Raw genomic sequence first — 23307 nt, forward strand, 5'->3', positions numbered from 1 at the left:
AGCCACCTTTTAGGTGGCTTTTTTGCTTTTATACTTTGTCATTTCGAAAGGAGTCTACCGATTGAGAAATCTAAAAACATTACTGGTCACTGATTGCAGTCGAAGTGACGTTATTGAAAATAATTCCCATAAAAGGTAGGTCGCTTCGACTCCGCTCAGCGACCTTTTAAAATTCTATATTTCGAGATAATTGGTAAAAATTTGTGTCAAACAATTTAAGGACTCACTTTCTCAATAGTTGAGATTGATCGACATGACATATTTATTGATCGCCCAATAATCCAAGAATCATTTCCTCAACTTCCTTGGAGTCCCACTTATCCTCAATGTTTGGTGTTTGCATCACTTTTTGCATGATAGCTTCCTGCTGGTCACCAATGGCCAAAGCATCTGCATACGGTTTATCAGAAAAAGTAACACGACTATAAACGGGCACCCATTTCTCTGGATGGGTCGATGCAAAATGCTTTTCAATTTTCTTTTGGAGCAAAAACTTTGGATCAGCTGTTTTACTGCTCATTTCTACAAAGTTTCGATAACTCAATTCCGCAATCGCATCTGCATTGGGTTTTCTTACTTTTTGGTAGGTATCAAAAATGGCATCCCAATCGTCTCCATATTTATCCATGAGCTGGTCAAGCACAAAAATATCTTCAAACCCTGCATTCATACCTTGGCCATAAAAAGGTACAATCGCATGGGCAGAATCGCCTACCAATGCCACTTTGTTCCAATACGTCCAAGGGTAACACTTCATAGTTACCATTGCACTGGTTGGGTGGTTGAAGAAATCTTTTGTCAGATCTTCAATTTCCATTCGAACGTTGGGAAAATACTCTTTAAAAAAGTCCTTGGCCTCTTGTTCTGTCTTGATGCTCTCAAAAGACACTTTGCCTTCAAAAGGTAAAAAGAGTGTACATGTAAAACTCCCGTCAATATTTGGCATGGCAATAAGCATAAACTCACCCCTGGGCCAAATATGAAATGAATTTTTATCCAATTTATGGGTACCGTCAGCATTGGCAGGAATGGTCAACTCCTTATATCCTACATCGATAAAATTCTGGGAATAATTAAAACGACTACGGCGCTGCATTTTATGACGAACCCTAGAAAAAGCACCGTCACATCCAAATATAACATCGAACTGATATTCTTGCCATTCTCCTTTTTCAGATTCACCTGTGTAAATTTTGGCGCCAGGTAAATCAACATCCCAAACCTTCTCATTGAATTTGAAAACAGTTCCAGCCTCTTCGGCCAAATCAATCATTCTTTTATTCAAGATTCCGCGAGAAATGGACCAAATCGCCTCGCCTTCCTTTCCATATTTTTGATAGTAAACAGGTTTATCATTCACGTGCATGGCACGTTTATCCAACGGAATGGCTATTTGCTTGATAGGGTCTTCTAAACCCACCTTGCGCAAAGCCGTCCATCCCCTATTACTCATCGCCAAATTGATGGAACGTCCAGAAAACTTTATGGTCCTAATATCAGGCCTCCTATCAAAAACGGTTACGCTGTGGCCTTTTTTACGAAGATAAATTGCTAAAAGCGATCCCACCAATCCAGAACCGATGATGGCTATATTTTTTGAAGTCTGTGCCATATGCACCCTTACGGGCCTATTTTAATTGAATGTAAAAATACGGATTTTGACTGTCTATCTGATTCCAATACCATCTTAGAATTATTTTGTTTAATTATTTTGTATTTTTATTAAACAACATTAAGATGCCCCATAAAAAGGAAATGCTCCCTATTAAAACATGTTTGGTTTGCCAAAAACCTATGGTTTGGCGTAAAAAATGGGCTAAAAACTGGGATGAAGTAAAATACTGTAGTGAACGCTGCAGAAGAAACAAATAATACTATGGCCACCCATTTAGTTTGGTTTGGAAATAATTTACGCGTAAAAGACAATCAAATTTTACGAGAAGCATGTAAAGCAGAAAGGGTAATTGCCGTTTACTTTTTTGACCCAAGACATTTTGAAAAAAATGACTTCGGATTTAAAAAAACCGAGCGATTTAGAGCCAAATTTCTGATTGAAAGTGTGTTGGCTTTAAAAGAGAACTTGGCCAACCTCAACATCTCATTATTGACCTTTACTGCAAAACCAGAGGACAAAATCCCCGAACTAATTGAAACGTTCCATATAGACGGTGTCTTTTATCAAGAAGAATGGACCTCGGAAGAAATGACAGTAATAAATGAGGTAAAAGCTCGAGCTCCCAAAGCATGTTCCTTTGTTTCCTTTTTCGACCAATTTTTATTTCATCCAGAAGATATTCCTTACACTTCATTTACAGATATACCGAATGTATTCACAACATTTAGAAAAAAGTGTGAAGCGAAAGTACAAGTTCGACCTATAATTTCGATTCCAGCGCCTAAAGCAAAACAGAATTTGGTTGATGACCCTACCTCTCTTCCCAGTTTGAAAGATTTAGGTTTGAAAGAGTTCTCTCCAGATTATAGATCTGCTTTTCCTTTTCATGGAGGGGAGTCAGCAGCAGAAAAACGGATTCAGGAATACTTTTGGGAAACCGAGCAACTAGTTTTTTACAAACGAACCAGAAATGGATTGGTGGGCAAAGATTACAGTTCCAAACTTTCTGCATGGTTGGCCAACGGTTCTATTTCTGCTCGCACCATTTATTGGGAGGTAAAACAATTTGAGAAAGAAGTCACCAAAAACCAAGATACCTATTGGCTAATTTTTGAACTGATCTGGCGAGATTATTTTAAATATGTTTCTCTGAAATTTGGAAACCAAATTTTTCAATTGGGCGGTATTTTGAATCGCGAATACAAATGGAAAACCGACAATGCTAAAACTCTGGAATGGATCCATGGGAATACTCCTGATGACTTTGTGAACGCCAATATGCTCGAACTAAAACATACAGGGTGGATGAGCAATAGAGGGCGACAAAATGTGGCCAGTTATTGGAGTAAGTATTTACAGCAAGATTGGAGGATTGGTGCCTCCTATTTTGAATCTATGCTAATGGATTACGATGTGCACAGCAATTGGGGCAACTGGATGTACAACAGTGGTGTTGGCAACGACCCCAGAAACAGAACCTTCAATACTCAAAGACAAGCCAACATGTACGATCCAAACAAGAGATTCCAGAAAATTTGGCTACAACCTACTTTATTCTAATCACATGAAAATTTTAAGATTGATTTTGGGTGATCAGCTCAATAGCAACCATAGTTGGTTCAAAAATGTGGATGAGGAAGTTATTTATGTGATGGCTGAAATGCGTCAAGAAACAGACAATGTCAAACACCACATTCAAAAAGTGGTCGGGTTTTTCTTGGCGATGCGAAACTTTTCGGAATCTTTGAAGAAAAAAGGACACAGGGTCGAGTACTTTAAAATTTCTGATGGTAAGAATCCTCAAAACCTTCAAGAAATCATTCAGCAGCTCATCCAAAAGCATGACCTTGAAAAATTTGAATATCAACTTCCCGATGAATATCGTTTGGATCAACAACTGAAATCTATCTCCCAACAGCTTTCAATACCAACAGAGGCATATGACTCGGAACATTTTTATACTTCTCGAGACGAATTGGGCCAATTCTTTAAAGCCAAAAAACAGCTATTAATGGAAAGTTTTTATCGCATGATGCGGAAAAAACACAACATCATGATGGTTGGCGACCAACCTGAAGGTGGCAAATGGAATTTTGACCAAAGCAATCGAAAAAAATGGGATGGCGAACCAAAAATTCCCAAGGAATTGAATTTTAAAAAAGATGTTACTGAGCTTATCACTGAAATTGAAAAAGCAGAAGTCACCACCTTTGGCAATATTGACCCTAAAAATTTCAATTGGCCCACTACTCGGAAAGAATGTCAAGAATTACTCAGCTTCTTTTGTGAAAAATTAGTGAAACATTTTGGCGACTATCAAGATGCTTTGCATACGGAGGAAAAATACCTGTTTCATTCGAGGTTATCGTTTGCCATGAACAGTAAATTACTTTCTCCAAAAGAAGTTATTGATACTGTTCTGGATCATTATTATGCGCACAAAGGTGAAATTAACATCTCCCAAGTTGAAGGCTTTGTGCGTCAAATATTAGGTTGGCGGGAATACATGCGAGGTGTTTATTGGAAAAAAATGCCCAACTATTCCAAATTGAACCATTTAGAAAACCATAACCCGCTTCCTAAATTCTTCTGGGACGGCAATACCAAAATGAACTGTCTTAAGAAAGCCATTGGACAAAGCTTGGACGATGCCTATGCACACCATATTCAAAGATTGATGGTGATAGGTAATTTTGCCCTCCTCACCCAAACCAATCCAGACGAAGTGGATGCATGGTATTTAGGAGTGTATATCGACGCCTTGGAATGGGTGGAAATCACCAATACCAGAGGCATGAGTCAATATGCGGATGGTGGACTTGTGGCCACCAAACCCTACGTGAGCAGTGCCAACTATATTAATAAGATGGGGAACTATTGTAAAAATTGTTATTACAGTCATTCCAAAAAAATAGGAAAAAAGGCCTGCCCGTTGAATGCGCTGTATTGGAATTTCTTGCATGAAAAACGTCCCTTCTTTGAAGAAAACCCCAGGATGGGAATGATGCTTCGTTTATTGGATAAAAAAGACCCTGAAGAATTAAATGCCCTTTCCGAAAGAGCTGAGAAAATCATTAAAAATCCTGACGCTTTTTAATTTTAACAATTCCTTAAAATCTTATGGCACCCAAGTTGTCGTATATAATATAAATATTCCGCTTCGGCGCCTATATATAAAAAGTCCTTCACAACAAGTTGCGAAGGACTTTTCACTTTTTAATCGTTATTTGGTTTATTCCAAAATGCCGTCCACGATTCCGTATTCCAAGGATTCCTCAGCTCCCATCCAATAATCACGATCAAAATCTTTCATGATTTTTTCAAAGGATTGACCACAGTTATCGGCCAAAATTTTGGCACCCAATTCCTTGGTCTTGATAATTTCCTTTGCCTGGATCTCAATATTCGAAGCTTGTCCCCTTGCTCCACCACTCGGTTGGTGAATCATAACTCGGGCATGGGGTTGAATAAACCTTCTCCCCTTTTCTCCCACAGATAAAAGAATGGAACCCATAGAGGCCGCCAAACCAGAACATACGGTAGAAACAGGGCTTTTTATTTGTTTGATGGTATCGTAAATCGCAAAGCCAGAGGTTACATAACCCCCTGGGCTATTGATGATCAATTGAATTTCTTTGTGGTTCTGAAGATCTAGATAAAGTAATCTATCTATAACGTGCTTGGCAGAATCGTCATCTACCTGCCCCCATAAAAACACTTTACGTTCTTCCAGTAACCTTTCTTGGATCAATTCCTGAACTTTTCCTTTTTTTGAACTCATTATCGTACTTGTTGTAAGCTTCAAAAATAATCAAATTCCAAGGAAATTTAACCACATGATCATCACATTACCTTGATTGCGATTTTATCTCCACTTTTTGCGATACCACATCCTTGATTGGAATCACAAATTTGCCCGTTTCGGTCAAAAGGGTAAGACTGTTATTTTCAATGGCCTCAATGACCCCTTCGTTTTCCCCGATCACAATTTTATCGCCCACGGCATAGTTCTTACGGGTATAAAAGGATTTTAATATATCGGATACCACATCTCTACTTCCCAAACCAATTCCCAATGAAAAGGCCAATAGGAAAGAGCCCAACACCATGGTAATGTTGTTTGTGATTATGGTAGTGTCCACACCTGCTTGGTTCAATGCCGTAATGGACATAAAAATGACAATTACATAGAACAACAGATTGCTCACAATATTGGAGCCACCGAACTCAAAGGAATCGAACACCCTTTTTACGGTACTCTTCACAAAGTTCCCAATGTAAAAACCAATCATTAACAATACCAAAGCGCTAAAGAAACGTGGCAAATAATGTAAAAGGTTACCTATTTCCACCGAAATTATGGTCCAATTCAAAATATCGGCGGCCACAATTAAAAAGGCCAGTACCAAAAGCCATTTTACAAAGCCCAATATGATTTTAATGACATCGATGCTAAAATCGCCTTTTCCTGCCATTTCCATGCCATTGATCTTGTCGTTGAGCATATCCACTTTGGCCAATTTCAAAATCTTTCCCAATAAAAATAGTACCAGTTTAATGAATAGCCATCCAACAATGAGTACCACAATGGCTCCTAGAATTTTCGGAAAAACCTTTGCGATCTCCTTACCCATGCTGGAAAGCGATTCGAGGGTAACATCTTTCCAATTGTTGATTGTTTCCATAGTTGTTGTTTATTTATAGTGTTCTGTTTGATTTTAGTTGTCGCCCATGGTCCTGAAAAGTTTACGAAGGGCACTACCGAGATTGGTGGAGAACAACGAAGCCATATCCATGATCAACTTTGCGGCCGCAATGTCGTTCATCACCTTTTTCTTCATGTGTGGAGGCACTTCCTTCAGGGAGGCTTCCAACTCTTTGAACGGGTTTTTGTGTTGCTCTGCCATCTAATCCAGGGTGTTATAGATTTCCACTAATCTTTCCTTAGCGCGTTTCAACCTCATTTTTGCAGCACTTTCGCCTATATCCATCAAGTGTACCAAATCTTTAATGCTGGCCCCATCTTGGTATTTCAGCAATAAAATGGACTTGTCCTCTGCCGATATCAGTTCCAAAGATTTCTGAAGCTTGTCTGTTTTCATCTGATACAAGCTTTGATCTGGAATTTCCTCGGTCAGTTTATGTTCCGAATCATCAACCTGAACGGATTGATCGTTCATTTTGCGTTGTTTATTGCGGTTGACATAGTTAACACAGAAATTATAAGTAAAGGAATATAGCCAAGTAGAGAACTTGGACTTTCCCTTGAATGTTCGAAGTTTAATAAAGAGCTGTAAGAATACATCTTGTGTTAAATCTTCTGCTTCGTCGTCGGATTTTGCAAACCCGTAACACTTGTTATATACCATTTTGGCATAGCGATCGTATAATTTACCGAATAGCAAAGGATCGTTGGTCGCAACAATCTGTTTCACTAATTCCTCATCGGACAGATGGGCATAAAGATCTTCCGTTTCCAAAAACTTTTTGTCGGGGTTACTTATAAGTATTAGAAACAGATGTTTTAAAAAAGTCACTCGGTTGGGTTATTTTTATTTCGCTTTTCACAAAATGGGGCGCAAAAGTAATGTAATTCATGGTATATTTGGTTAAAAACCAGACATGAAGACCCTATATTTTACCGCCATCTGTGCCCTTTTATTTTTTTCAGCCTGTAAAACGGAACCAAAAAAGGAGGAAAAAACAGTGACCCCCGAAAAAACTATTCCCGAAAAGATTGCAGCTGCACACGGCTTCGATAATTGGAAAAATGTTAAGGAAATCACCTTTACCTTTAACGTGGACAGAGATTCCATGCATTTTGAACGCAGCTGGAAATGGGAACCGAAAGCCAATGTGGTCACTGCCATTTCAGGACCTGACACTTTAGTGTACAATAGAAATTCTATGGATAGCATAGCCCTAAAAACCAATGGCGGCTTTATTAATGACAGGTATTGGTTGATGGCCCCTTTTAATTTGATGTGGGATTCCAAAAGCTATAGTTTTGAGCATACTGTGGATGTACAAGCACCCATAAGCGGTGAATCTATGCAAAAACTTACCATTGTATATGCCAATGAAGGCGGTTATACTCCTGGTGATGCTTACGATTTTTACTTTAAAGATGATAACATTATCCGTGAGTGGGCCTACCGAAAATCAAACCAAGAAGAACCCAACTTAGTTTCCACTTGGGAAGACTATGAGGATATGGACGGCTTGCAAATCGCCAAGCAACACAACCGACCTGAAGGTGGCACTAATTTATACTTTACAGGACTTTCTGTAACCATGGAATAATAAATCACGGTTTATTTTAGAACCAACTATTAAAATATACAAACCCCTTTCTGCTTGGACTATATAAGCAGAAAGGGGTTTCACTTTTATAGCTTGCTTAAGTTCAATTTGAAAGCTTGTAAAACATTCATATCTTGTATATTGAACATTCGAATTTTCAAGGCAATGAAATGTGAGATAACCAGATGTTGGAATATACATCTTGTTTCTTGCGTAGTTTCACAATTGAATTTTACCAACCAAATAATCAATGATAACATTAATTGAAAGAGCCGCTACTTTCCCTAAACGTACGGCAATCAAAAGTGGAGGGCATAGTTACACCTACCAAACACTTTTGGACAAATCCAAAGACGTAGCACTTAGTATACTTGATGGACAAATAGACCTCAATGGGGCACGAATAGCCTTTCTTGTTCCCGCAAGTTTTACATACGCTGCGACCCAATGGGGCATTTGGAGAGCTGGGGGCATTGCAGTTCCGCTTTGCGAAAAACACCCTTTGCCTTCCATAGAATATATCCTAAACGATACTCAAGCATCCACCCTTATTTTATCAGAGGAATTTGAATCCTTGCTGGCGCCACTTTTTGATAAAACTGAAATTCGTTTTATTCGGTTTTCTGAAATAACAGCCAAAAAAGGAGAATTGCCCGATGTTCAAACAGACCGTAGTGCCCTGATCCTATACACCAGTGGAACAACTGGAGCACCAAAAGGAGTGGTGACGACCCACGATAATATAGAAGCTCAAATCACCACATTGGTGGAATCTTGGCAATGGAACAAAGATGACCATGTACTCAATGTACTCCCGTTGCACCATGTACACGGTATCATCAATATGCTGAGTTGCGCACTTTGGAGTGGAGCCTGCTGCGAATTCCTTCCCAAATTCAATCCAGAAGAGGTATATCAGGCGTTCACCAAAGGTGAAGTAAACGTTTTTATGGCAGTACCTACCATTTATTTCAAATTGATAGCTTACTATAATGAATTAGCTCCTGCCGTGCAGGAATCGATTTCAAAACACCTTAAAAAGTTTAGACTTATGGTATCTGGGTCCGCCGCCCTTCCCATCAGTGTTTTGGAACAATGGAAAGAAATAAGTGGGCATACTTTATTGGAAAGATATGGAATGACCGAGATGGGCATGGCCATTAGCAACCCATACAACGGCACTCGTAAGCCTGGTCATATTGGACAACCTTTACCAGGAGTAGAAATACTTTTGGGTGACTCAGACCATCAACCTGTACAAAATGGAGAACCAGGTGAAATCCTAATCAAGGGTCCCAATGTATTCAAAGAATATTGGAACAAACCCAAGGCAACCGAGGAGGCCTTCACTCCAGATGGGTGGTTTAAATCGGGTGATATTGCCATTTGGGATGGTGACAGCATAAAAATTCTCGGTAGAAATTCTGTGGACATTATAAAGTCTGGAGGTTATAAAATCTCTGCCTTGGAAATAGAAGAAGTCCTTCGAAAACACTCCAATATTAAAGATTGTGGAGTTGTCGGAATTCCTGATTTGGAATGGGGAGAAATAATTGGTGCCGCCATAGTTTCCGAAACAGATGACTTTGATGTTGAGGAGTTAAAATCGTGGTTGAACGATAAACTGCCTGGTTACAAAACACCAAGAAAATATTTGATCATGTCCGATTTGCCCAGAAATGTAATGGGCAAGGTCACCAAGAACAATATCAAGGAGTTATTTACCAACAACCAACAGAACTAATGAAAATTTACGGAGTCGCACTTTTGGCAGCATGTTTTCTGCTGGGAAAACTTTTGGGGCGCCTTTTGGGGCACTTGTTGAATATTAACAGTGACATAGGTGGAGTCGGATTTGCCATGTTTTTGTTGATGACCTCCAGCATTTATCTCCGAAAAAAGAAGTGGCTGGTTTTAGAAACAGAAAAAGGGATTTGGTTTTGGAGCGCAATGTACATTCCAATTATTGTAGCAATGACCTCCACATTGAATGTTAAGGCTGCGCTTTCTGGAGGTGTTTTGGCGGTTGTTCTGGGTATAGCCGCCACAGCTATTTGCATGTTCATGGTTCCTGTAATTTCCAAGATTGGAAGAGAAAAAAGCATTGATTCCCAAAATAAATAGCCTATGGAAATCATTAACACGGTTATTGGAAAAAACGGATTGGTATTTGCCTTCCTTTGTGTTGGGATTATCATGCTGTTTTCCACTTGGGTTTCAAAATATGTTACCAATAAAAAGATTCCAGGTGTGGCCATTGCAATCATTATTGGACTTTCCCTTGCATTTTTGGGTGATGAAAAAGGAATTTCAAACATTCCCCTTTTTGCTGGGATGGCAATACTTGGTGGACCCATGCTACGCGATTTTGCTGTTGTGGCCACTGCGATGAGCGCCGATCTATCAAAAATAAGACAGGCAGGTTTGGCAGGATTGGTCGCATTGGTGATGGGGGTTTCCATTTCATTCATCATTGGCGTTTTAATTGGGTTAAGTATGGGCTATACCAATATTGAAAGCCTTACCACCATAGGTGCTGGAGCCTGCACCTATATTGTGGGACCAGTTACGGGTACGGCCCTTGGAGCAAGTTCCGATGTAATTGCCATTAGTGTGGCAACAGGAGTAGTCAAGACCATTTTCACAACCATTTGCACTCCCTTGGTCGCCAAAAAAATTCAATTGGACAACCCGCATGCCGCCATCGTTTTTGGCGGGTTGTTGGGAACCACTAGTGGTGTTGTAGCAGGACTTGCCGCCACTGATGAAGAATTAGTGCCCTATGGCGCATTGACCTCTACCTTTTATACAGGATTGGGATGTCTTTTATGCCCTTCCCTATTTTATGTTATTCTGAGGGCCATATTTCTGTAATGCAATTAATTGAAGTTGAAATAAACGAATAGAACTTAAAGTACAGATAAAAGCTCCTCTCATTTCCAATCGAACCCCTTTAATGAAAAAATCACTTTTCACTTTACTCTTTATTTTTTTAGGGTGCCTGTACATTTCATGCAATCCATCTAAACCTGAAAGCCCCGAAGAAAAAGAGGAGGAAAAAGACACCTTTATAATAGCTTCTGATATCTTGGGTGAAAACCGTTCCTGTCTAATCAGCCTGCCTGATGGATACTTTGATGAGTCCGAAAAAGAGGAAAACTATCCCTTAATCATTGTATTGGATGGCAATGTCTTTTTTGAAACAACTACTGGAGTGGTTCAATTTATGAGTTCAAATACGAATAGAAATTATTTAATGCCAAAAAGCATTATTGTTGCCATTGAAAATGTGGACCGAGAACGGGATTTTACAGTCACCAAACTGAAGACCAAACGTCCAAACACTATGGGAGGAGGGAAAAAGTTTTTAGATTTCATACAAAAAGAATTACTACCTTATCTTAATGAAAATTATAGAATCAGCCAGTCCAAAACGCTCATAGGGCACTCGTTGGGAGGGCTGTTGACATTAAACGCTTACATAGATGAAAACAGCATTTTTGACGCCTACATCGCAATAGACCCAAGCCTTTGGTGGGATGAGAGAATGATAAAAAACAAAGTGGACTCGATTCCTGTAACATCATTAAAGAAAAAATTATTTATTGCCACAGCCAACCAAGGTGAAGCAAATTACGAGCGCAATAAAAAACGACACGACATCTTTTATTCGCTATTAAATGAAAGAATGGAAGGAGATACTGCTGTTTCCATACAGTATTATGAAAACGAAAATCACAGATCTGTTCCTTTAAAGGCTATCTATGATGGGCTAAAATACTTGAATGCTGAAACCCAATAAAACTAAGTTTACATGAAAATTGCTTACAAAAAAAGACAGTTGAATGTTAACCTAATCCTAGGTCTTGTATGGTTAATCTGGTTCTTTATTGGCATCTTCACCAAGGAGGAGCCCAGTTGGATGGATTATGGTTGGATTTTTATTTCTCTCATGTATTTAGGACTTTATTTCTACCAAAAGAACTATAAATACATAAATATTGAAAATGGAATTATTAAGGTTAATGGTCCATTCGGAAAGAAAATGAGTCTGACCGAAATAAAACGCATCAAAAAATTTGCAGGTGATTACATCCTAAAATCAGATAAGGAGGAATTGACAATCAACACACAAATAATCGACCCAGATTCGTTGGTTGATTTAAACACAGCATTGGAAAAATTAAATGTAGAATGGATTAATTAATCTGTTTATTAAAAATACAATGACTACAACACCTGAACACGATAAAAGAATTGCAGAAATGACTTTTTCCTCTGTCTACCCGCATTACATCACTAAAGTGGAGAAAAAAGGTAGAACCAAAGAAGAGTTGCTTCAGGTGATTGAATGGTTAACAGGGTTTGACGAGAAAAAACTTCAGGATTTAATTAATCAAAAAGTAACTTTCAAAGATTTTTTTTCCCAAGCTGACCTTAACTCAAATGCAAACCTTATAAAAGGTGTTATCTGCGGTTATCGCATAGAAGACATTGAAACGCCATTAACACAACAAGTGCGTTATTTAGATAAATTAGTAGACGAGTTGGCCAAAGGCAGAAAGATGGACAAGATTTTGAGAACAGCATAATCTACCTCCCCCTTCGATTCAAGAAAAAAGTAATCCCAAATATTAATAGGGCCAAAATTAGCAACAGAATAAAGCTATAATTCAAGGAAGCACTTTCCGCAATAAAACCAAGAATCACGGGGCCCATTAAAAAGCCGATATACCCTGATCCCGCAATAAAGGCTACCCCTTGGGATGAATCAACGCCCTTTACATTGCCACCAATGCGAAACAATTCAGGTACGATTACCGAAAACCCAAGACCATTCAAGGCAAATCCTGCAATGGTTACCAAAGTGTGCTGGGACAGTACCAAAACATAACCCACAGTAGCTATAAGTGCTCCCAATCCCACAATTTTAATAGGACCTATCTTGGCACTTATGCCATCACCTAAAAATCTTCCCAAAGTCATAGTGGTTGAAAATGCCAAAAAACCAGCTCCTATCAACATTTCTGGAGCCATGGTCATTTCTTTGAGATAAAGGGCACTCCAGTCAATGATTGCACCTTCGCTGCCATAAGAAACAAAACCAATAATCCCCAATAACAACAAGGGTTTGAATAATTTAAAACTAAAAGGTTCCTTTTCAACAGGAGCAGCCACTACATTTATGTAGTGTTTCCTAAAATACAGGTTGATCAAAAACACCAAAACCACCGTAATACCCATGTGTAATACTGGGCTTCCAATAATAGGAATCAAAAAACTTCCAAGTCCTACCAAAATACCTCCTAAGCTAAAAAAGCCATGGGCTGCAGACATAAAGTTGACCTTATCTTCCTTTTCAATTTCAGTGACCAAGGTATTGATGGCAATATCCGTAAAACCTGTTCCAGCACCAAAGAGGTACAAACCCAACATCAACATATAATAGTTGGGTGCCATCAATGGCAACATAGCAGCGAATGAAACCGCAATTACACTTATCCACGATGCTCTTCCGACACCTATCTTGTTGATGATCTTCGAAGCCATTGGAAAAATGGTAAAAACACCCAACGACAGACAAAATAGGGCAATGCCCAAATCTGCCTTATCTATCCCTAGTTTTTCCTTAACTGTGGGAATATAAATGGCCCATGTTCCAAACCAAATATTTACGCTGGTAAAAATCCAAGAAGGTGCAAAATACCTCGGGTTGGACAGAATGAGCAGGAGTGATTTCATTTAAAGTTTAGGTGAGGTTATTTAGTAAGTATACCCTGTTTTAAAATTTGTCCAAAGTTATACATATCCTCATATGAGCAATACAGTGGAGCTGGTGCCAAACGAATTACGTTGGGCTCCCTCCAATCGGTAATCACTCCGTTCTTCATTAAATAATCGAACAAAGAGCGCCCTTCCCCGTGTAAAAACACCGAAAGTTGACATCCTCTTGCTTCTGGAGTTATAATTTCGAAGGTACTGTCCACCTCTTTGTCAATTTCATGAAGTACAAATTCCAAATAAGCTACAATTTTATCCCGTTTTTCAATCAAGGTCCCCATGCCCACTTCATCAAAAATTTCCAATGAGGCCAAATACGGCGCTAACGAAAGTATAGGTGGATTGCTCAGTTGCCAAGCATCTGCTGTTTCGGTCGGGTCGAACTCAGGTTTCATTAAAAATCGGGTTTCCTTCTTGGTGCCCCACCATCCTTCAAAACGAGGAATATCCTCTTTTCCCAAATGTCTTTCGTGCACAAAAACACCCGATGCGTTTCCAGGGCCACTGTTCATATATTTATAGCTGCACCATGCGCCAAAATCTGCATCCCAATCGTGAAGTTTTAATTCAATATTTCCTGCTCCATGAGCCAAATCCCACCCCACAAAAGCACCTTGGGCTTTTCCTGCTTTGGTGATTGCTTCCATATCCAACACTTGACCATTGTAATAGTTTACACCTCCCATGAGTACCAAAGCCAATTCATCACCAACTTCTTCAATGGTTTGTAAAATGTCTTCGGTATACCATGCATGTTCACCGTCTCGTTTTTTCACCTCAACAATGGCTTTGGATGGGTCAAATCCATGAAAACGGGCCTGACTTTGCAACATATATTGATCGGAAGGAAAAGCCTTTTCTTCACAAATGATCTTGAATCGTTTTTCGGAAGGGCGATAAAAGGAAACCATCAACAAATGAAGATTAACCGTTAAGGTATTCATCACTGTAACCTCTTCAGGTTTTGCACCTACAACCTTACCGAGACCTTCGGCCAATCGCTCATGGTAATCCCACCAAGGTTTATCGGCATAAAAATGTCCTTCTACAGCCAGTTCCCGCCAATCCTTCATTACCTCATCCACATATTTTTGGGAGCGTTTGGGTTGAAGTCCGAGTGAATTGCCCGTAAAGTAAATCACATCTTTTCCATTGACTTGCGGAAAGTGAAATTCGTTTCGGTATTGGGAAAGTTTATCTTGGGCATCTAGTTGCTTTGCAAACTCGAGCGTATTTTTAAATGACATAGAATTTTATTTATCTTCAAAAATACAACTTGTACCTGTAATCCTAAGTACCAAATTATGTCAATCGCATCTCGACCATATGCTTTTTAAAACCTACTTTTTCGTAGGCCTTAATGGCTGGTATATTATCACAATACACGGTCAATCGGATTTCTTTAAGGCCTTTATCATATGCCCAATCTTTTAGAAAGTCGATAATCAAGGCATTGAGGCCTTGACCCCGAAACGCTTCATCGGTATACATAAATCCGAAGTAAGCATAATCTTCGTGATCTAAATAATGACGAGCCTTTTTTACCAAGGCAAAACCTGAAGCCACCACTTTGCCATCGACTTCTGCAACTGCCACACAAGATTCCTCATCTTGAATCAAGGCCTCCAGATCGTAATAGTTTACAGGTCCTTTTTGGATGGTCGGATCAAAAGGGCGTTCTGCAGTGACCACACCTTGTTCGTATTGCAATAGAATGGGTAGGTCTTTCAAATTGGCGCTTCGAACTTGGATTTTGGGAGTTTCCATAAGATTCAGTTGGTTAATGAGCAAGACAATGTAGTTCTTTTCTATATTTTTGCGAAAATTTACGCATGCATTTCCTTTCTAACTTATTGGAAAATTACATCGCCAATAATTCCCAAGCAGAGCCAACTTTGCTCACGGAACTCACACGGGAAACCCACCTAAAGGTGGTACAGCCCAGAATGATCACAGGGCATTTTCAAGGTCGGGTTTTGAGCATGCTTTCCAAGCTGATTTCTCCCAAATATATTTTGGAAATAGGCACCTACACTGGCTATTCTGCGCTTTGTTTGGCAGAAGGGCTTCAGAAGGATGGAGAACTACACACCATTGAAGTAAACGAGGAACTTCATCAATTGCAGCGTAAATATTTTGACAAAAGTGCTTACGGAAATCAAATCGTGCAACATACAGGTGATGCTTTGGAGGTAATCCCTTCTTTGGATTTTACTTTTGACTTGGTTTTTATTGATGCGCAAAAAGTCAATTACGATGCTTATTTTGAGGCGGTGATCCAAAAAACAAAACCAGGCAGTGTAATTCTTTCCGATAATGTGCTTTGGTCTGGAAAAGTGGTAGAACCTTTGGACAAATCAGATAAAGCTACAGCTGCTTTGCTCGCCTACAATGAAAAATTAAGTAGAGACCCTCGTGCAGAAACGGTGCTCCTTCCGATTAGGGATGGCTTAACGCTAAGTCGGGTGCTATAAACTTTCGATAAAGCCAATAGAACAACAATCCTGATAAAATTCCGACGATAGCTCCCACAATAATATCTATAGGAAAATGTACGCCCACATAAATGCGGCTCATGGCAAATAGTATGGGCCAAATAAAAAACAGGATACTCCACTTTACTTTTTCCTTAAGGAAAAGAAAAACGATCACCGTAATAGAAAATGAGCTGGAAGCATGTCCAGAGAAAAAGCTGTAATCTGTCGGGCTTTTTAAGATTCTGATCAGGGTGTTTATCTCTTCGGTATTGTTAGGGCGTAATCGGGCCACAGAAACCTTGGTCCAATGGGTGATGGCTGTAATAAATACTATCAAACCCAAAACCATCAAAAATTTATATAAAGCTTCCTTTCTTGAAAATTTTAGATAAAATAGAACCAGAAAAAGAATAAAAAGGGGAATCCAAGTGGTTATATTGGTCACGGTAGCCCAAAAGCCGTCGTATTTTTCAATGCCCAAACCGTTTAGGTACACAAACGTATCCCTATCCCATTTGAGCAATTTTTCCAACATTGGAATTATTTATTAAGATCTCGCTTGATGGAGCCGGTTACTTCGTCCATGTTCTTTTTCACGTCACTGATCTCCTTTCGGATATCTTTGGTGAAATCAGTATCGATATCAGCACTATTTTGGATTTCGCGCTTAATATCGTCCGTTGCGTCCTTAAGTTGACGCATACCTTTACCCAATCCTTTGGCTATTCCCGGAATCTTATCCGCACCAAACACCATCACCACTATAAATAGGATGAAAAAAATCTCCGCTCCGCTAATGAATAGAAAATACATAGAACAAATATAATCAGAACTTGGTAGCAAAATAAAAAAAGCCCCGTGAAATCACGAGGCTCTTTAACACTGTTTTTGTTATTATTCTCCTTTGATGTTTTCTTTAAACTGATCAAAGTCTGATTTCTCTTCTTTCTTAGGCCAAGAATTGTTTGTCGTGTCGATATCGGCTGTTTCCAACTTAGGATCCACTACGATTCCAACCAATTCTTTTTCTGAAGAAATAACTCTTTTAACCTCGGTGTCATTCTTTCTCCAAATCTCTGGTGGATAGGTAATGCTCTGGGTAGTTCCATCGGCGTACGTATATTCAACAATCAATGGCATTGGAATTCCTCCTGGTTTGTCAAAAGTGATTTCGTAGAAGAATTTTGGCTCCTTAACCTGAGCTCTTTCAGCTTCGGTCATGTTGTCCATCATAAACTCTTTCAAGTTTTGTGATGTTTCTGATGGAGACTTTCCTTTCAATTCAGGCTCAAAATCTTCACTATCTTCTTCGGCCAAGTATACCAATGGTACAAGATCCGCTTCCGTAAGGTTTCTATCTGCCATGTATTTTTTCATTTCGGCAGTAGGTTTATTGGTTACGTAGTATTTTTTAACATCTTTAACGCCTATATCAACATAATCTGTGGTGTAGAACCATCCTCTCCAGTACCAATCCAAATCCACAGCGGAAGCGTCTTCCATGGTACGGAAGAAATCTTCTGGGGTTGGGTGCTTGAACATCCAACGTTGCGCATAGGTTTTAAATGCATGGTCGAACAATTCCTTGCCCATCACAGTTTCTCTCAAAATGTTCAATGCAGTTGCAGGTTTAGCGTATGCATTTGGTCCCAATTGATACACGTTTTCTGGGTTGGACATAATTGGTGAAATATAACTTTGATCACCTGCCATATAAGGAACGATCTTGGCTGGGTCTCCCCTTCTTGAAGGATATTTTTCATTTGGAGCAATTACTGAAGGATTGTTCTCTCCGAAAGCCTGCTCTGCCAAATATTGCATAAAAGTATCCAAACCTTCATCCATCCATCCCCACTGACGCTCGTCTGAGTTTACGATCATTGGGAAGAAGTTGTGCCCTACTTCGTGGATGATCACACTGATCATTCCATATTTTACTCTATCGGAATAAGTTCCATCCTCGTTTGGACGGCCATAGTTCCAGCAGATCATTGGATACTCCATCCCTTGGTTTTTCGCATGAACGGAAATCGCTTTGTGGTATGGGTAATCAAAAGTGTGCTCTGAATAAGTTACCAAGGTCTGGGCAACTGCTTTGGTAGACATTTCTTCCCAAAGTGGGTTACCTTCTTTTGGATAAAGGGAAACCGCCATTACATCTCTATTTCCGAGTTTAACGGCCTGCATGTCCCAAATAAATTTTCTTGAAGATGCAAATGCAAAGTCACGAACGTTTGTAGCTTTTAACTTCCAAGTCTTGGTATCGGTTGAGAAACCTTTTTCAGCAGCTTCTGCTTCTTCTTGTGATACAATGATCACTGGCTTGTCATACGACTTTTTGGCAGCCTTGTAACGCTTCATCATTTCTTTGGAGAAAACCTCATCGCGGTTTTGCAATTCTCCTGTACCATCCAAAATGTGATCGGCAGGTACTGTAATGCTTACATCATAGTTACCAAAGGTAAGGGCGAACTCACCGCTACCCCAGAACTGGTGGTTTTGCCATCCTTCTACATCGCTGTAAACTGCCATTCTTGGAAAAAACTGTGCAATTACATAAGCACGGTTTCCGTCCTCAGGGAAATACTCATATCCTGAACGCGCTCTATTTACCGTGTGATCAGGAATATTGTACCACCACTTAACTGAAAAAGATAGTTTTTCCCCACTTTTTAATGGCTCAGGAATGTTTACACGCATCATTGTTTGGTTGATGGTGTAAGACAACGGCTTTCCACTGGCATCGGTCACAGCTTCAATATTGAAACCTCCATCGAAAGGCTCATTGATATAAGTCTCTGCAAAATTTCCCGCAGTATATGCCATGTTCACCCCGTCTCCATTTCTCAAAGGAGATTTAGAATCCTTGGCACGCACGTTTTGGTCCAACTGCACCCACAAAAACTCTAAATCGTCAGGTGAATTATTGTGATAGGTGATGGTTTCCTCACCGTTGATTTTGGCATTTTTATCATCCAACTGAATATCCATTACATAGTCGGCCTGCTGTTGGTAATAATCTGGTCCAGGAGCACCAGAAGCTGACCTATAGGTATTTGGAGTTGAGAATTCCTCGTACAATTGTTTGAACTTACTTTGGTTGTAATGACCCGGCTCCCGCTCCTTTACTTCGCCCTCTTCTTGCGCCATAAGCATGGCACCGAAAAGAAACAAAACGGAAGCAACATAATACTTGACTTTGTTCATTTTTTTATCTGATTTATATAAGGGTGTAAAATACTATATTTAAACTAAATGTTAAAAGAGGGTTATAAGTTTAACATTCCTTTATTGTCGCTCTTGATCAATACGAAGCTTTTTTTGTTCCCATTCCATTTCACGTGCACCAAATTCTTCTGTTCATCGAACATATCGGTTAGAATTTCATTTTGAATTGTTAAGGTCTTGACTTCGGGTAGTTTAATGTTTGGGATTTCCAAATAGCAAATCACTACATCGGCATCATATTTTTTGCCCAAAAAATTGTACGCAACTGGCTGACCGTTAATCTCGATGATAAATTTTGTATTGAAATATTTTTTGATATAATCATCGGCAATCTTAGATTCATCTGCGGTGGCCAAATTGGATTTTATGCCATATCGTTCTTCCAAAAGATCATCTAAATCATCGATAAAAATACGACTGGTGATTTGAAAGGCTTCGTCCTTTTCGGAGTATACCATATTGGTAACACTTACATAAAATTTATGGAGATTGGTAAAGGATAGAAATAATAGCATTGCCATAGGCAACAAGAGCCATTTTGCATTTTTTCTTTTCAACATATGCCATAAGACTTTATAGGTTCTACAATGTTACTGTTTTAAACATGTTTCTGCAATTTACCTGCCAAAGTTATTTTTAGATATTAGTATTGAGATATGAGATACTAGATAACTGACCTCTCACTACTCAATACTCAATACTGATTACTGATTACTGATTACTGATTACTAACTACTACTCTATTCCATTATTTTCTCGATAGGCCCTACTCTTCTCTACCATAACACCCCAAATTCTCAATTTGTCCTGGGAACTTATGGCTGCCTGAAAACCCTCATCTACCTCACAGAAATACATAAAATCATCAATTTTATTGGCAGGTATCTTCAAAGTGGACACAAAAAGTGAATCAGCATAATAACCTTGCACCCTTTGGGTGTCAGCATAGGTTTTATCTACCTTCACCCTATTCTTGAGCATTTTGGTTCGCCCAGTTATGGCATTGATAATGGGATCAATAGGTGGACTTAAAATCATACCTACATTAAATTTCCCTCCTGTTGCAGTTTGCAATTTTCGTTCACTTTGGGTTATGATTCGTTGTTTGGCATTGGGCAAGCCCAACGATTCGGCGGTAACCACTCCTCCAGATTCCACACGGTTCACATCTTGTGATAAGTCACCCGATAAATTATAAGGCCTCACCACTACCTCCTGTAATTGGTTTACAAATTCTTGAAGTGGAACCTCAACAAAACTGGTATTGTACAGAACTTCAGTAACGGGGAGTACCTTTTTTAGGAAATGAACTGCAGAAAACACCAAGGTGTCATTTACTCGAACATTAATATTAAAATTCCCATCCAAATCGGTAATAACAGCTTGTTCTGTAGTGATGTTTTGTACCACTACCCCGACCACATCCTTATCGATGCTTGTTACCCTTCCCTGCAGTAACTTTTCTCCATTTTGGGCCAAAGCACAATGGGCCAAAAAAAGAAAAAAAGGAAGGATTAATTTTTTCATTACTCCTCCAAGGTTGCCAAATACTCCTTGCTTTGCGTCACTAGAAAATCAATAAGTTGAAACTCATTTTCCTTTCTTAAAATAGTCTGTGAAGGGATTTTATCATCGCAGTACAACAAAAATGCATCTATTTTATCTTGTGGCAATCGAAGGTCAGCAACAAAAAATTCGTCATCGTACACATGGCGCAACACTTCACTTACCTTTAAAGGAGGTCTTTCTTGTCCATCAGCTTTTGTATTGGATTGGAACAAGGCCTTGAAGATGTTCACGAAATTCAGTCCATCTTGCATGCCCCTTACCGTTCTGGATTCAGCCACGTTTTCAACTTCGGTACCTCTATCAATATCGTATGTAAATTCTTTAAACTCTTCATTCTGAACCTGAAGAAACCGTTCTTGGTTATCAGGTGTCACCACCACCTCGTCAAGCTCCCGAACCTTCTCATTCACTTCTACCACCAAACGATTATTCGTCAATATTTCAGGAGTAATTTTCACTATTTCCAGTTGGTAATTTACCGCGGTAAAAACCAATTGATCACCCTCTTGTACGGCAATAATAAACTCTCCATTATCATCAGTAATAGTGGCCTCTCCACTTGTGGAGTTGATAACATTCTCATTGGGCACATTGGAACTCATGTACATCACCTTACCCCTAAGCATACGTCGTGAGTCTTGGGCCAAAGACCAACCTGAAACCAACAATGCAAACAATATCAAGAATGTATTTTTCATTTTAAAGTGTTTAGTGTGGGATAAAGTAAACCTATGGCTCCGAATTATAAAAGTTCAGTGCCGTAAACTTTTGTTAATTATACTTCTACAAATATACCGAATCCCATTTCCATTCACCTTTGAATTTCGTGTTTTGACGGTATTTATGATAAAAATTAAAATAGAAGTTTAGCTTTGTTGATTACGTTTGAAAATCCTCAAATACGAAAAATCTTGAAAACCTCTATAATCACAACGATCATCGGCTTGTTCATGATCAATGTTCTTAGCGCTCAGGTTAAAATTGGCAATAACCCCCAACTTTTGGACCCAGCTTCAATCCTAGAGCTGGAAAGCACGAATCGGGTTTTGGTAATCACGAGGGTGACCAATGCCCAGATGAATTCCATAAATCCATTACGTGGTGCTTTGGTTTTTAATACAGATGAAGAATGTATCCATTATTTTAACGGCACTTCTTGGGTAAATATCTGCGAAGAGCTCGATAATTCATTTACCGTAAGTACTCGGGCAGATTTTTTAGGCGCGTTGAATCCAAATGCCAGGGATAGTACAGTGGTGATTACATCCAGCACAAATCTTGATGATAGCGTAAATTACAACTTTGAGGTAGGACAAATTACAGGTGCCAATATTATTGACCAATCCATTAATGGGGATTCCAAATTACAAACCTCATCGGTGACCACAAGGGTTTTGGCACCACGCTCTGTAACCATAAACAAATTGGCCGATGCTACATCAGGTAATCCAGGTGATATGTTTCAATGGAACGGCACGCAATGGACTTTGGTAAACGAATCTACTCTTGGGATTACAGAAAAAGACAGTATTATTGGAAATGAAGTGGTGGGGCCAACGGATGCCACTTTACTTTTAAACGGAAATGGAACAGATGCGGACCCTTACACTTTGGATGTTCCTGAAGGGGGTATCACAGATTTTGAAATTTTAAATGGAACCATACTAGCGGAGGATATTGCTGATGCTGCAGTTACCAATAACAAATTAGACAAGACCAATATTCCATTGAGTGGGTTTGGAGACCCCTTGACCAATGTTTCAATGGGTAATTTTCAGATTAACAATCTTCAAGATCCAACCATCGATACAGATGCAGTTAATTTACAAACTTTAAATGCTGCAATTGCTGCCTCTAATCAAACGATAGTTAGTGGTGACAATCCAAATTCTATTTCAATAGGTTTAGACGGAGGAGCCCTTTATGACGACACCACTCTTCAGAACAACATCACGGCCAACACCAACAACATTTCTGCAAATGCTACCGCAATAGGATCAAATACAACAGCCATCGGGAACAACACATCGGCCATTGCACTTAAAGAAGACCTCGCGAACAAATCCACAAATGTAGCATTAGGTACTTCAGATGTGCTATACCCATCTCAAAATGCCGTTAAATCCTATGTGGACAACCTCGTTGCCGCTAATGCCGATGACGACATTACGAATGTGACCTTCAATACGGGAACCAACCTAATCACGGTCGAGGAGGGAGCAACCAATTTTAGTGCTGACCTTTCAAGCCTCGAAGAGAGCGCAGACATCACCGCAAACACCAACAACATTTCTGCAAATGCCACCGCAATAGGATCAAATACAACAGCTATTG

General features: G+C 39.4%; 26 protein-coding genes. 12 read left to right on the top strand and 14 right to left on the bottom strand.

What is annotated here, in order from left to right; all coding sequences use genetic code 11:
* Positions 1-262 precede the first annotated feature (262 nt).
* Complete coding sequence (locus BLQ18_RS16220; protein WP_090299259.1) at positions 263-1612, bottom strand: FAD-dependent oxidoreductase; 1350 nt, start codon at positions 1610-1612, stop codon at positions 263-265.
* Between the two features lie 125 nt (positions 1613-1737).
* Between BLQ18_RS16220 and BLQ18_RS16225 the strand changes: the two genes are divergently transcribed.
* From BLQ18_RS16225 to BLQ18_RS16235, 3 genes are read left to right on the top strand one after another with little or no spacing between them, the layout of a single operon-like run.
* A complete protein-coding gene (locus BLQ18_RS16225) occupies positions 1738-1872 on the top strand; it encodes a DUF2256 domain-containing protein (protein ID WP_090299264.1) in 135 nt (44 codons plus the stop codon).
* 4 nt (positions 1873-1876) lie between these two features.
* Positions 1877-3175, top strand: a complete 1299-nt coding sequence (locus tag BLQ18_RS16230; RefSeq protein ID WP_090299268.1) for a DASH family cryptochrome — start codon at positions 1877-1879, stop codon at positions 3173-3175.
* Positions 3176-3179: 4 nt separating this feature from the next.
* A complete protein-coding gene (locus tag BLQ18_RS16235) occupies positions 3180-4712 on the top strand; it encodes a cryptochrome/photolyase family protein (RefSeq protein WP_090299272.1) in 1533 nt (510 codons plus the stop codon).
* A gap of 135 nt (positions 4713-4847) precedes the next feature.
* Here the strand turns inward: BLQ18_RS16235 and BLQ18_RS16240 are convergent, their stop codons facing one another.
* From BLQ18_RS16240 to BLQ18_RS16255, 4 genes are all read right to left on the bottom strand, one after another.
* Positions 4848-5396, bottom strand: a complete 549-nt coding sequence (locus BLQ18_RS16240; protein ID WP_090299276.1) for a ClpP family protease — start codon at positions 5394-5396, stop codon at positions 4848-4850.
* A 67-nt stretch (positions 5397-5463) separates the two neighbouring features.
* Positions 5464-6300, bottom strand: a complete 837-nt coding sequence (locus BLQ18_RS16245) for a mechanosensitive ion channel family protein (protein ID WP_090299279.1) — start codon at positions 6298-6300, stop codon at positions 5464-5466.
* A gap of 33 nt (positions 6301-6333) precedes the next feature.
* Positions 6334-6522: a hypothetical protein gene (locus tag BLQ18_RS16250; protein WP_090299282.1), complete on the bottom strand. Its 189-nt coding sequence runs from the start codon at positions 6520-6522 to the stop codon at positions 6334-6336.
* Entirely contained in the window at positions 6523-7095 is a 573-nt protein-coding gene (locus BLQ18_RS16255; protein WP_245668173.1) for an RNA polymerase sigma factor, read from the bottom strand.
* Positions 7096-7237: 142 nt separating this feature from the next.
* Between BLQ18_RS16255 and BLQ18_RS16260 the strand changes: the two genes are divergently transcribed.
* The 7 genes from BLQ18_RS16260 (at position 7238) to BLQ18_RS16290 (ending at position 12510) form a co-directional block, all read left to right on the top strand.
* A complete protein-coding gene (locus tag BLQ18_RS16260; protein WP_090299289.1) occupies positions 7238-7918 on the top strand; it encodes a hypothetical protein in 681 nt (226 codons plus the stop codon).
* Between the two features lie 250 nt (positions 7919-8168).
* Positions 8169-9662: an acyl-CoA synthetase gene (locus BLQ18_RS16265; protein ID WP_090299293.1), complete on the top strand. Its 1494-nt coding sequence runs from the start codon at positions 8169-8171 to the stop codon at positions 9660-9662.
* A complete protein-coding gene (madL, locus tag BLQ18_RS16270) occupies positions 9662-10042 on the top strand; it encodes a malonate transporter subunit MadL (protein ID WP_090299297.1) in 381 nt (126 codons plus the stop codon). The genes BLQ18_RS16265 and madL overlap by 1 nt, the downstream gene beginning before the upstream one ends.
* A gap of 3 nt (positions 10043-10045) precedes the next feature.
* Positions 10046-10792: a malonate transporter subunit MadM gene (gene madM, locus BLQ18_RS16275; protein WP_090299300.1), complete on the top strand. Its 747-nt coding sequence runs from the start codon at positions 10046-10048 to the stop codon at positions 10790-10792.
* Between the two features lie 82 nt (positions 10793-10874).
* Positions 10875-11720, top strand: a complete 846-nt coding sequence (locus BLQ18_RS16280) for an alpha/beta hydrolase (RefSeq protein WP_090299304.1) — start codon at positions 10875-10877, stop codon at positions 11718-11720.
* Between the two features lie 12 nt (positions 11721-11732).
* A complete protein-coding gene (locus BLQ18_RS16285; RefSeq protein ID WP_090299307.1) occupies positions 11733-12125 on the top strand; it encodes a hypothetical protein in 393 nt (130 codons plus the stop codon).
* Positions 12126-12144: 19 nt separating this feature from the next.
* Positions 12145-12510: a DUF2200 domain-containing protein gene (locus tag BLQ18_RS16290; RefSeq protein ID WP_090299311.1), complete on the top strand. Its 366-nt coding sequence runs from the start codon at positions 12145-12147 to the stop codon at positions 12508-12510.
* Between the two features lies 1 nt (position 12511).
* Here the strand turns inward: BLQ18_RS16290 and BLQ18_RS16295 are convergent, their stop codons facing one another.
* The 3 genes from BLQ18_RS16295 to BLQ18_RS16305 are packed head-to-tail and all read right to left on the bottom strand — an operon-like array spanning position 12512 to position 15466.
* The gene (locus tag BLQ18_RS16295) at positions 12512-13660 is read right to left on the bottom strand and encodes an MFS transporter (RefSeq protein WP_090299314.1); all 1149 of its coding nucleotides are present in this window, start codon (positions 13658-13660) and stop codon (positions 12512-12514) included.
* Positions 13661-13677: 17 nt separating this feature from the next.
* Entirely contained in the window at positions 13678-14946 is a 1269-nt protein-coding gene (gene kynU / locus BLQ18_RS16300; RefSeq protein WP_090299318.1) for a kynureninase, read from the bottom strand.
* Positions 14947-15001: 55 nt separating this feature from the next.
* Positions 15002-15466: a GNAT family N-acetyltransferase gene (locus tag BLQ18_RS16305; RefSeq protein ID WP_090299321.1), complete on the bottom strand. Its 465-nt coding sequence runs from the start codon at positions 15464-15466 to the stop codon at positions 15002-15004.
* Between the two features lie 65 nt (positions 15467-15531).
* On the opposite strand from BLQ18_RS16305, the gene BLQ18_RS16310 reads away from it, so the two are divergent.
* On the top strand, positions 15532-16173 hold the full coding sequence (locus tag BLQ18_RS16310; protein WP_090299326.1) for an O-methyltransferase: 642 nt from the start codon (positions 15532-15534) through the stop codon (positions 16171-16173).
* On the opposite strand, the gene BLQ18_RS16315 is transcribed toward BLQ18_RS16310, so the two are convergent.
* The 6 genes from BLQ18_RS16315 to BLQ18_RS16340 form a co-directional block, all read right to left on the bottom strand.
* Positions 16139-16711: a phosphatase PAP2 family protein gene (locus BLQ18_RS16315; protein WP_090299329.1), complete on the bottom strand. Its 573-nt coding sequence runs from the start codon at positions 16709-16711 to the stop codon at positions 16139-16141. The two genes, BLQ18_RS16310 and BLQ18_RS16315, sit on opposite strands and share 35 nt — an antisense overlap.
* Positions 16712-16716: 5 nt before the next feature.
* Complete coding sequence (locus BLQ18_RS16320) at positions 16717-16989, bottom strand: Sec-independent protein translocase subunit TatA/TatB (protein ID WP_090299333.1); 273 nt, start codon at positions 16987-16989, stop codon at positions 16717-16719.
* 81 nt (positions 16990-17070) lie between these two features.
* Positions 17071-19383, bottom strand: a complete 2313-nt coding sequence (locus BLQ18_RS16325) for a M1 family metallopeptidase (RefSeq protein ID WP_090299336.1) — start codon at positions 19381-19383, stop codon at positions 17071-17073.
* A 62-nt stretch (positions 19384-19445) separates the two neighbouring features.
* Positions 19446-19964 carry a DUF6702 family protein gene (locus tag BLQ18_RS16330; protein ID WP_090299341.1) on the bottom strand — a complete coding sequence of 173 codons (519 nt, stop codon included), beginning with the start codon at positions 19962-19964 and terminating at the stop codon, positions 19446-19448.
* Between the two features lie 175 nt (positions 19965-20139).
* Complete coding sequence (locus tag BLQ18_RS16335; RefSeq protein ID WP_090299348.1) at positions 20140-20931, bottom strand: hypothetical protein; 792 nt, start codon at positions 20929-20931, stop codon at positions 20140-20142.
* The gene (locus BLQ18_RS16340; RefSeq protein ID WP_090299353.1) at positions 20931-21671 is read right to left on the bottom strand and encodes a carboxypeptidase-like regulatory domain-containing protein; all 741 of its coding nucleotides are present in this window, start codon (positions 21669-21671) and stop codon (positions 20931-20933) included. Before BLQ18_RS16340 ends, BLQ18_RS16335 begins: the two co-directional genes overlap by 1 nt.
* Positions 21672-21884: 213 nt before the next feature.
* On the opposite strand from BLQ18_RS16340, the gene BLQ18_RS16345 reads away from it, so the two are divergent.
* The coding region (locus BLQ18_RS16345; RefSeq protein WP_139150417.1) for a hypothetical protein at positions 21885-23307 on the top strand (1423 nt) is incomplete at its 3' end.

This window comes from Flagellimonas zhangzhouensis (assembly GCF_900102925.1).
In the GTDB taxonomy this organism is placed as follows: domain Bacteria; phylum Bacteroidota; class Bacteroidia; order Flavobacteriales; family Flavobacteriaceae; genus Flagellimonas; species Flagellimonas zhangzhouensis.

Excerpts from the sequence above, each read along its gene's own strand:
- BLQ18_RS16220 (WP_090299259.1), bottom strand. The coding sequence starts at position 1,612 with ATGGCACAGACTTCAAAAAATATAGCCATCATCGGTTCTGGATTGGTG.
- BLQ18_RS16225 (WP_090299264.1), top strand. The coding sequence starts at position 1,738 with ATGCCCCATAAAAAGGAAATGCTCCCTATTAAAACATGTTTGGTTTGC.
- BLQ18_RS16230 (WP_090299268.1), top strand. The coding sequence starts at position 1,877 with ATGGCCACCCATTTAGTTTGGTTTGGAAATAATTTACGCGTAAAAGAC.
- BLQ18_RS16235 (WP_090299272.1), top strand. The coding sequence starts at position 3,180 with ATGAAAATTTTAAGATTGATTTTGGGTGATCAGCTCAATAGCAACCAT.
- BLQ18_RS16240 (WP_090299276.1), bottom strand. The coding sequence starts at position 5,396 with ATGAGTTCAAAAAAAGGAAAAGTTCAGGAATTGATCCAAGAAAGGTTA.
- BLQ18_RS16245 (WP_090299279.1), bottom strand. The coding sequence starts at position 6,300 with ATGGAAACAATCAACAATTGGAAAGATGTTACCCTCGAATCGCTTTCC.
- BLQ18_RS16250 (WP_090299282.1), bottom strand. The coding sequence starts at position 6,522 with ATGGCAGAGCAACACAAAAACCCGTTCAAAGAGTTGGAAGCCTCCCTG.
- BLQ18_RS16260 (WP_090299289.1), top strand. The coding sequence starts at position 7,238 with ATGAAGACCCTATATTTTACCGCCATCTGTGCCCTTTTATTTTTTTCA.
- BLQ18_RS16265 (WP_090299293.1), top strand. The coding sequence starts at position 8,169 with ATGATAACATTAATTGAAAGAGCCGCTACTTTCCCTAAACGTACGGCA.
- madL (WP_090299297.1), top strand. The coding sequence starts at position 9,662 with ATGAAAATTTACGGAGTCGCACTTTTGGCAGCATGTTTTCTGCTGGGA.
- madM (WP_090299300.1), top strand. The coding sequence starts at position 10,046 with ATGGAAATCATTAACACGGTTATTGGAAAAAACGGATTGGTATTTGCC.
- BLQ18_RS16280 (WP_090299304.1), top strand. The coding sequence starts at position 10,875 with ATGAAAAAATCACTTTTCACTTTACTCTTTATTTTTTTAGGGTGCCTG.
- BLQ18_RS16285 (WP_090299307.1), top strand. The coding sequence starts at position 11,733 with ATGAAAATTGCTTACAAAAAAAGACAGTTGAATGTTAACCTAATCCTA.
- BLQ18_RS16290 (WP_090299311.1), top strand. The coding sequence starts at position 12,145 with ATGACTACAACACCTGAACACGATAAAAGAATTGCAGAAATGACTTTT.
- BLQ18_RS16295 (WP_090299314.1), bottom strand. The coding sequence starts at position 13,660 with ATGAAATCACTCCTGCTCATTCTGTCCAACCCGAGGTATTTTGCACCT.
- kynU (WP_090299318.1), bottom strand. The coding sequence starts at position 14,946 with ATGTCATTTAAAAATACGCTCGAGTTTGCAAAGCAACTAGATGCCCAA.
- BLQ18_RS16305 (WP_090299321.1), bottom strand. The coding sequence starts at position 15,466 with ATGGAAACTCCCAAAATCCAAGTTCGAAGCGCCAATTTGAAAGACCTA.
- BLQ18_RS16310 (WP_090299326.1), top strand. The coding sequence starts at position 15,532 with ATGCATTTCCTTTCTAACTTATTGGAAAATTACATCGCCAATAATTCC.
- BLQ18_RS16315 (WP_090299329.1), bottom strand. The coding sequence starts at position 16,711 with ATGTTGGAAAAATTGCTCAAATGGGATAGGGATACGTTTGTGTACCTA.
- BLQ18_RS16320 (WP_090299333.1), bottom strand. The coding sequence starts at position 16,989 with ATGTATTTTCTATTCATTAGCGGAGCGGAGATTTTTTTCATCCTATTT.
- BLQ18_RS16325 (WP_090299336.1), bottom strand. The coding sequence starts at position 19,383 with ATGAACAAAGTCAAGTATTATGTTGCTTCCGTTTTGTTTCTTTTCGGT.
- BLQ18_RS16330 (WP_090299341.1), bottom strand. The coding sequence starts at position 19,964 with ATGTTGAAAAGAAAAAATGCAAAATGGCTCTTGTTGCCTATGGCAATG.
- BLQ18_RS16335 (WP_090299348.1), bottom strand. The coding sequence starts at position 20,931 with ATGAAAAAATTAATCCTTCCTTTTTTTCTTTTTTTGGCCCATTGTGCT.
- BLQ18_RS16340 (WP_090299353.1), bottom strand. The coding sequence starts at position 21,671 with ATGAAAAATACATTCTTGATATTGTTTGCATTGTTGGTTTCAGGTTGG.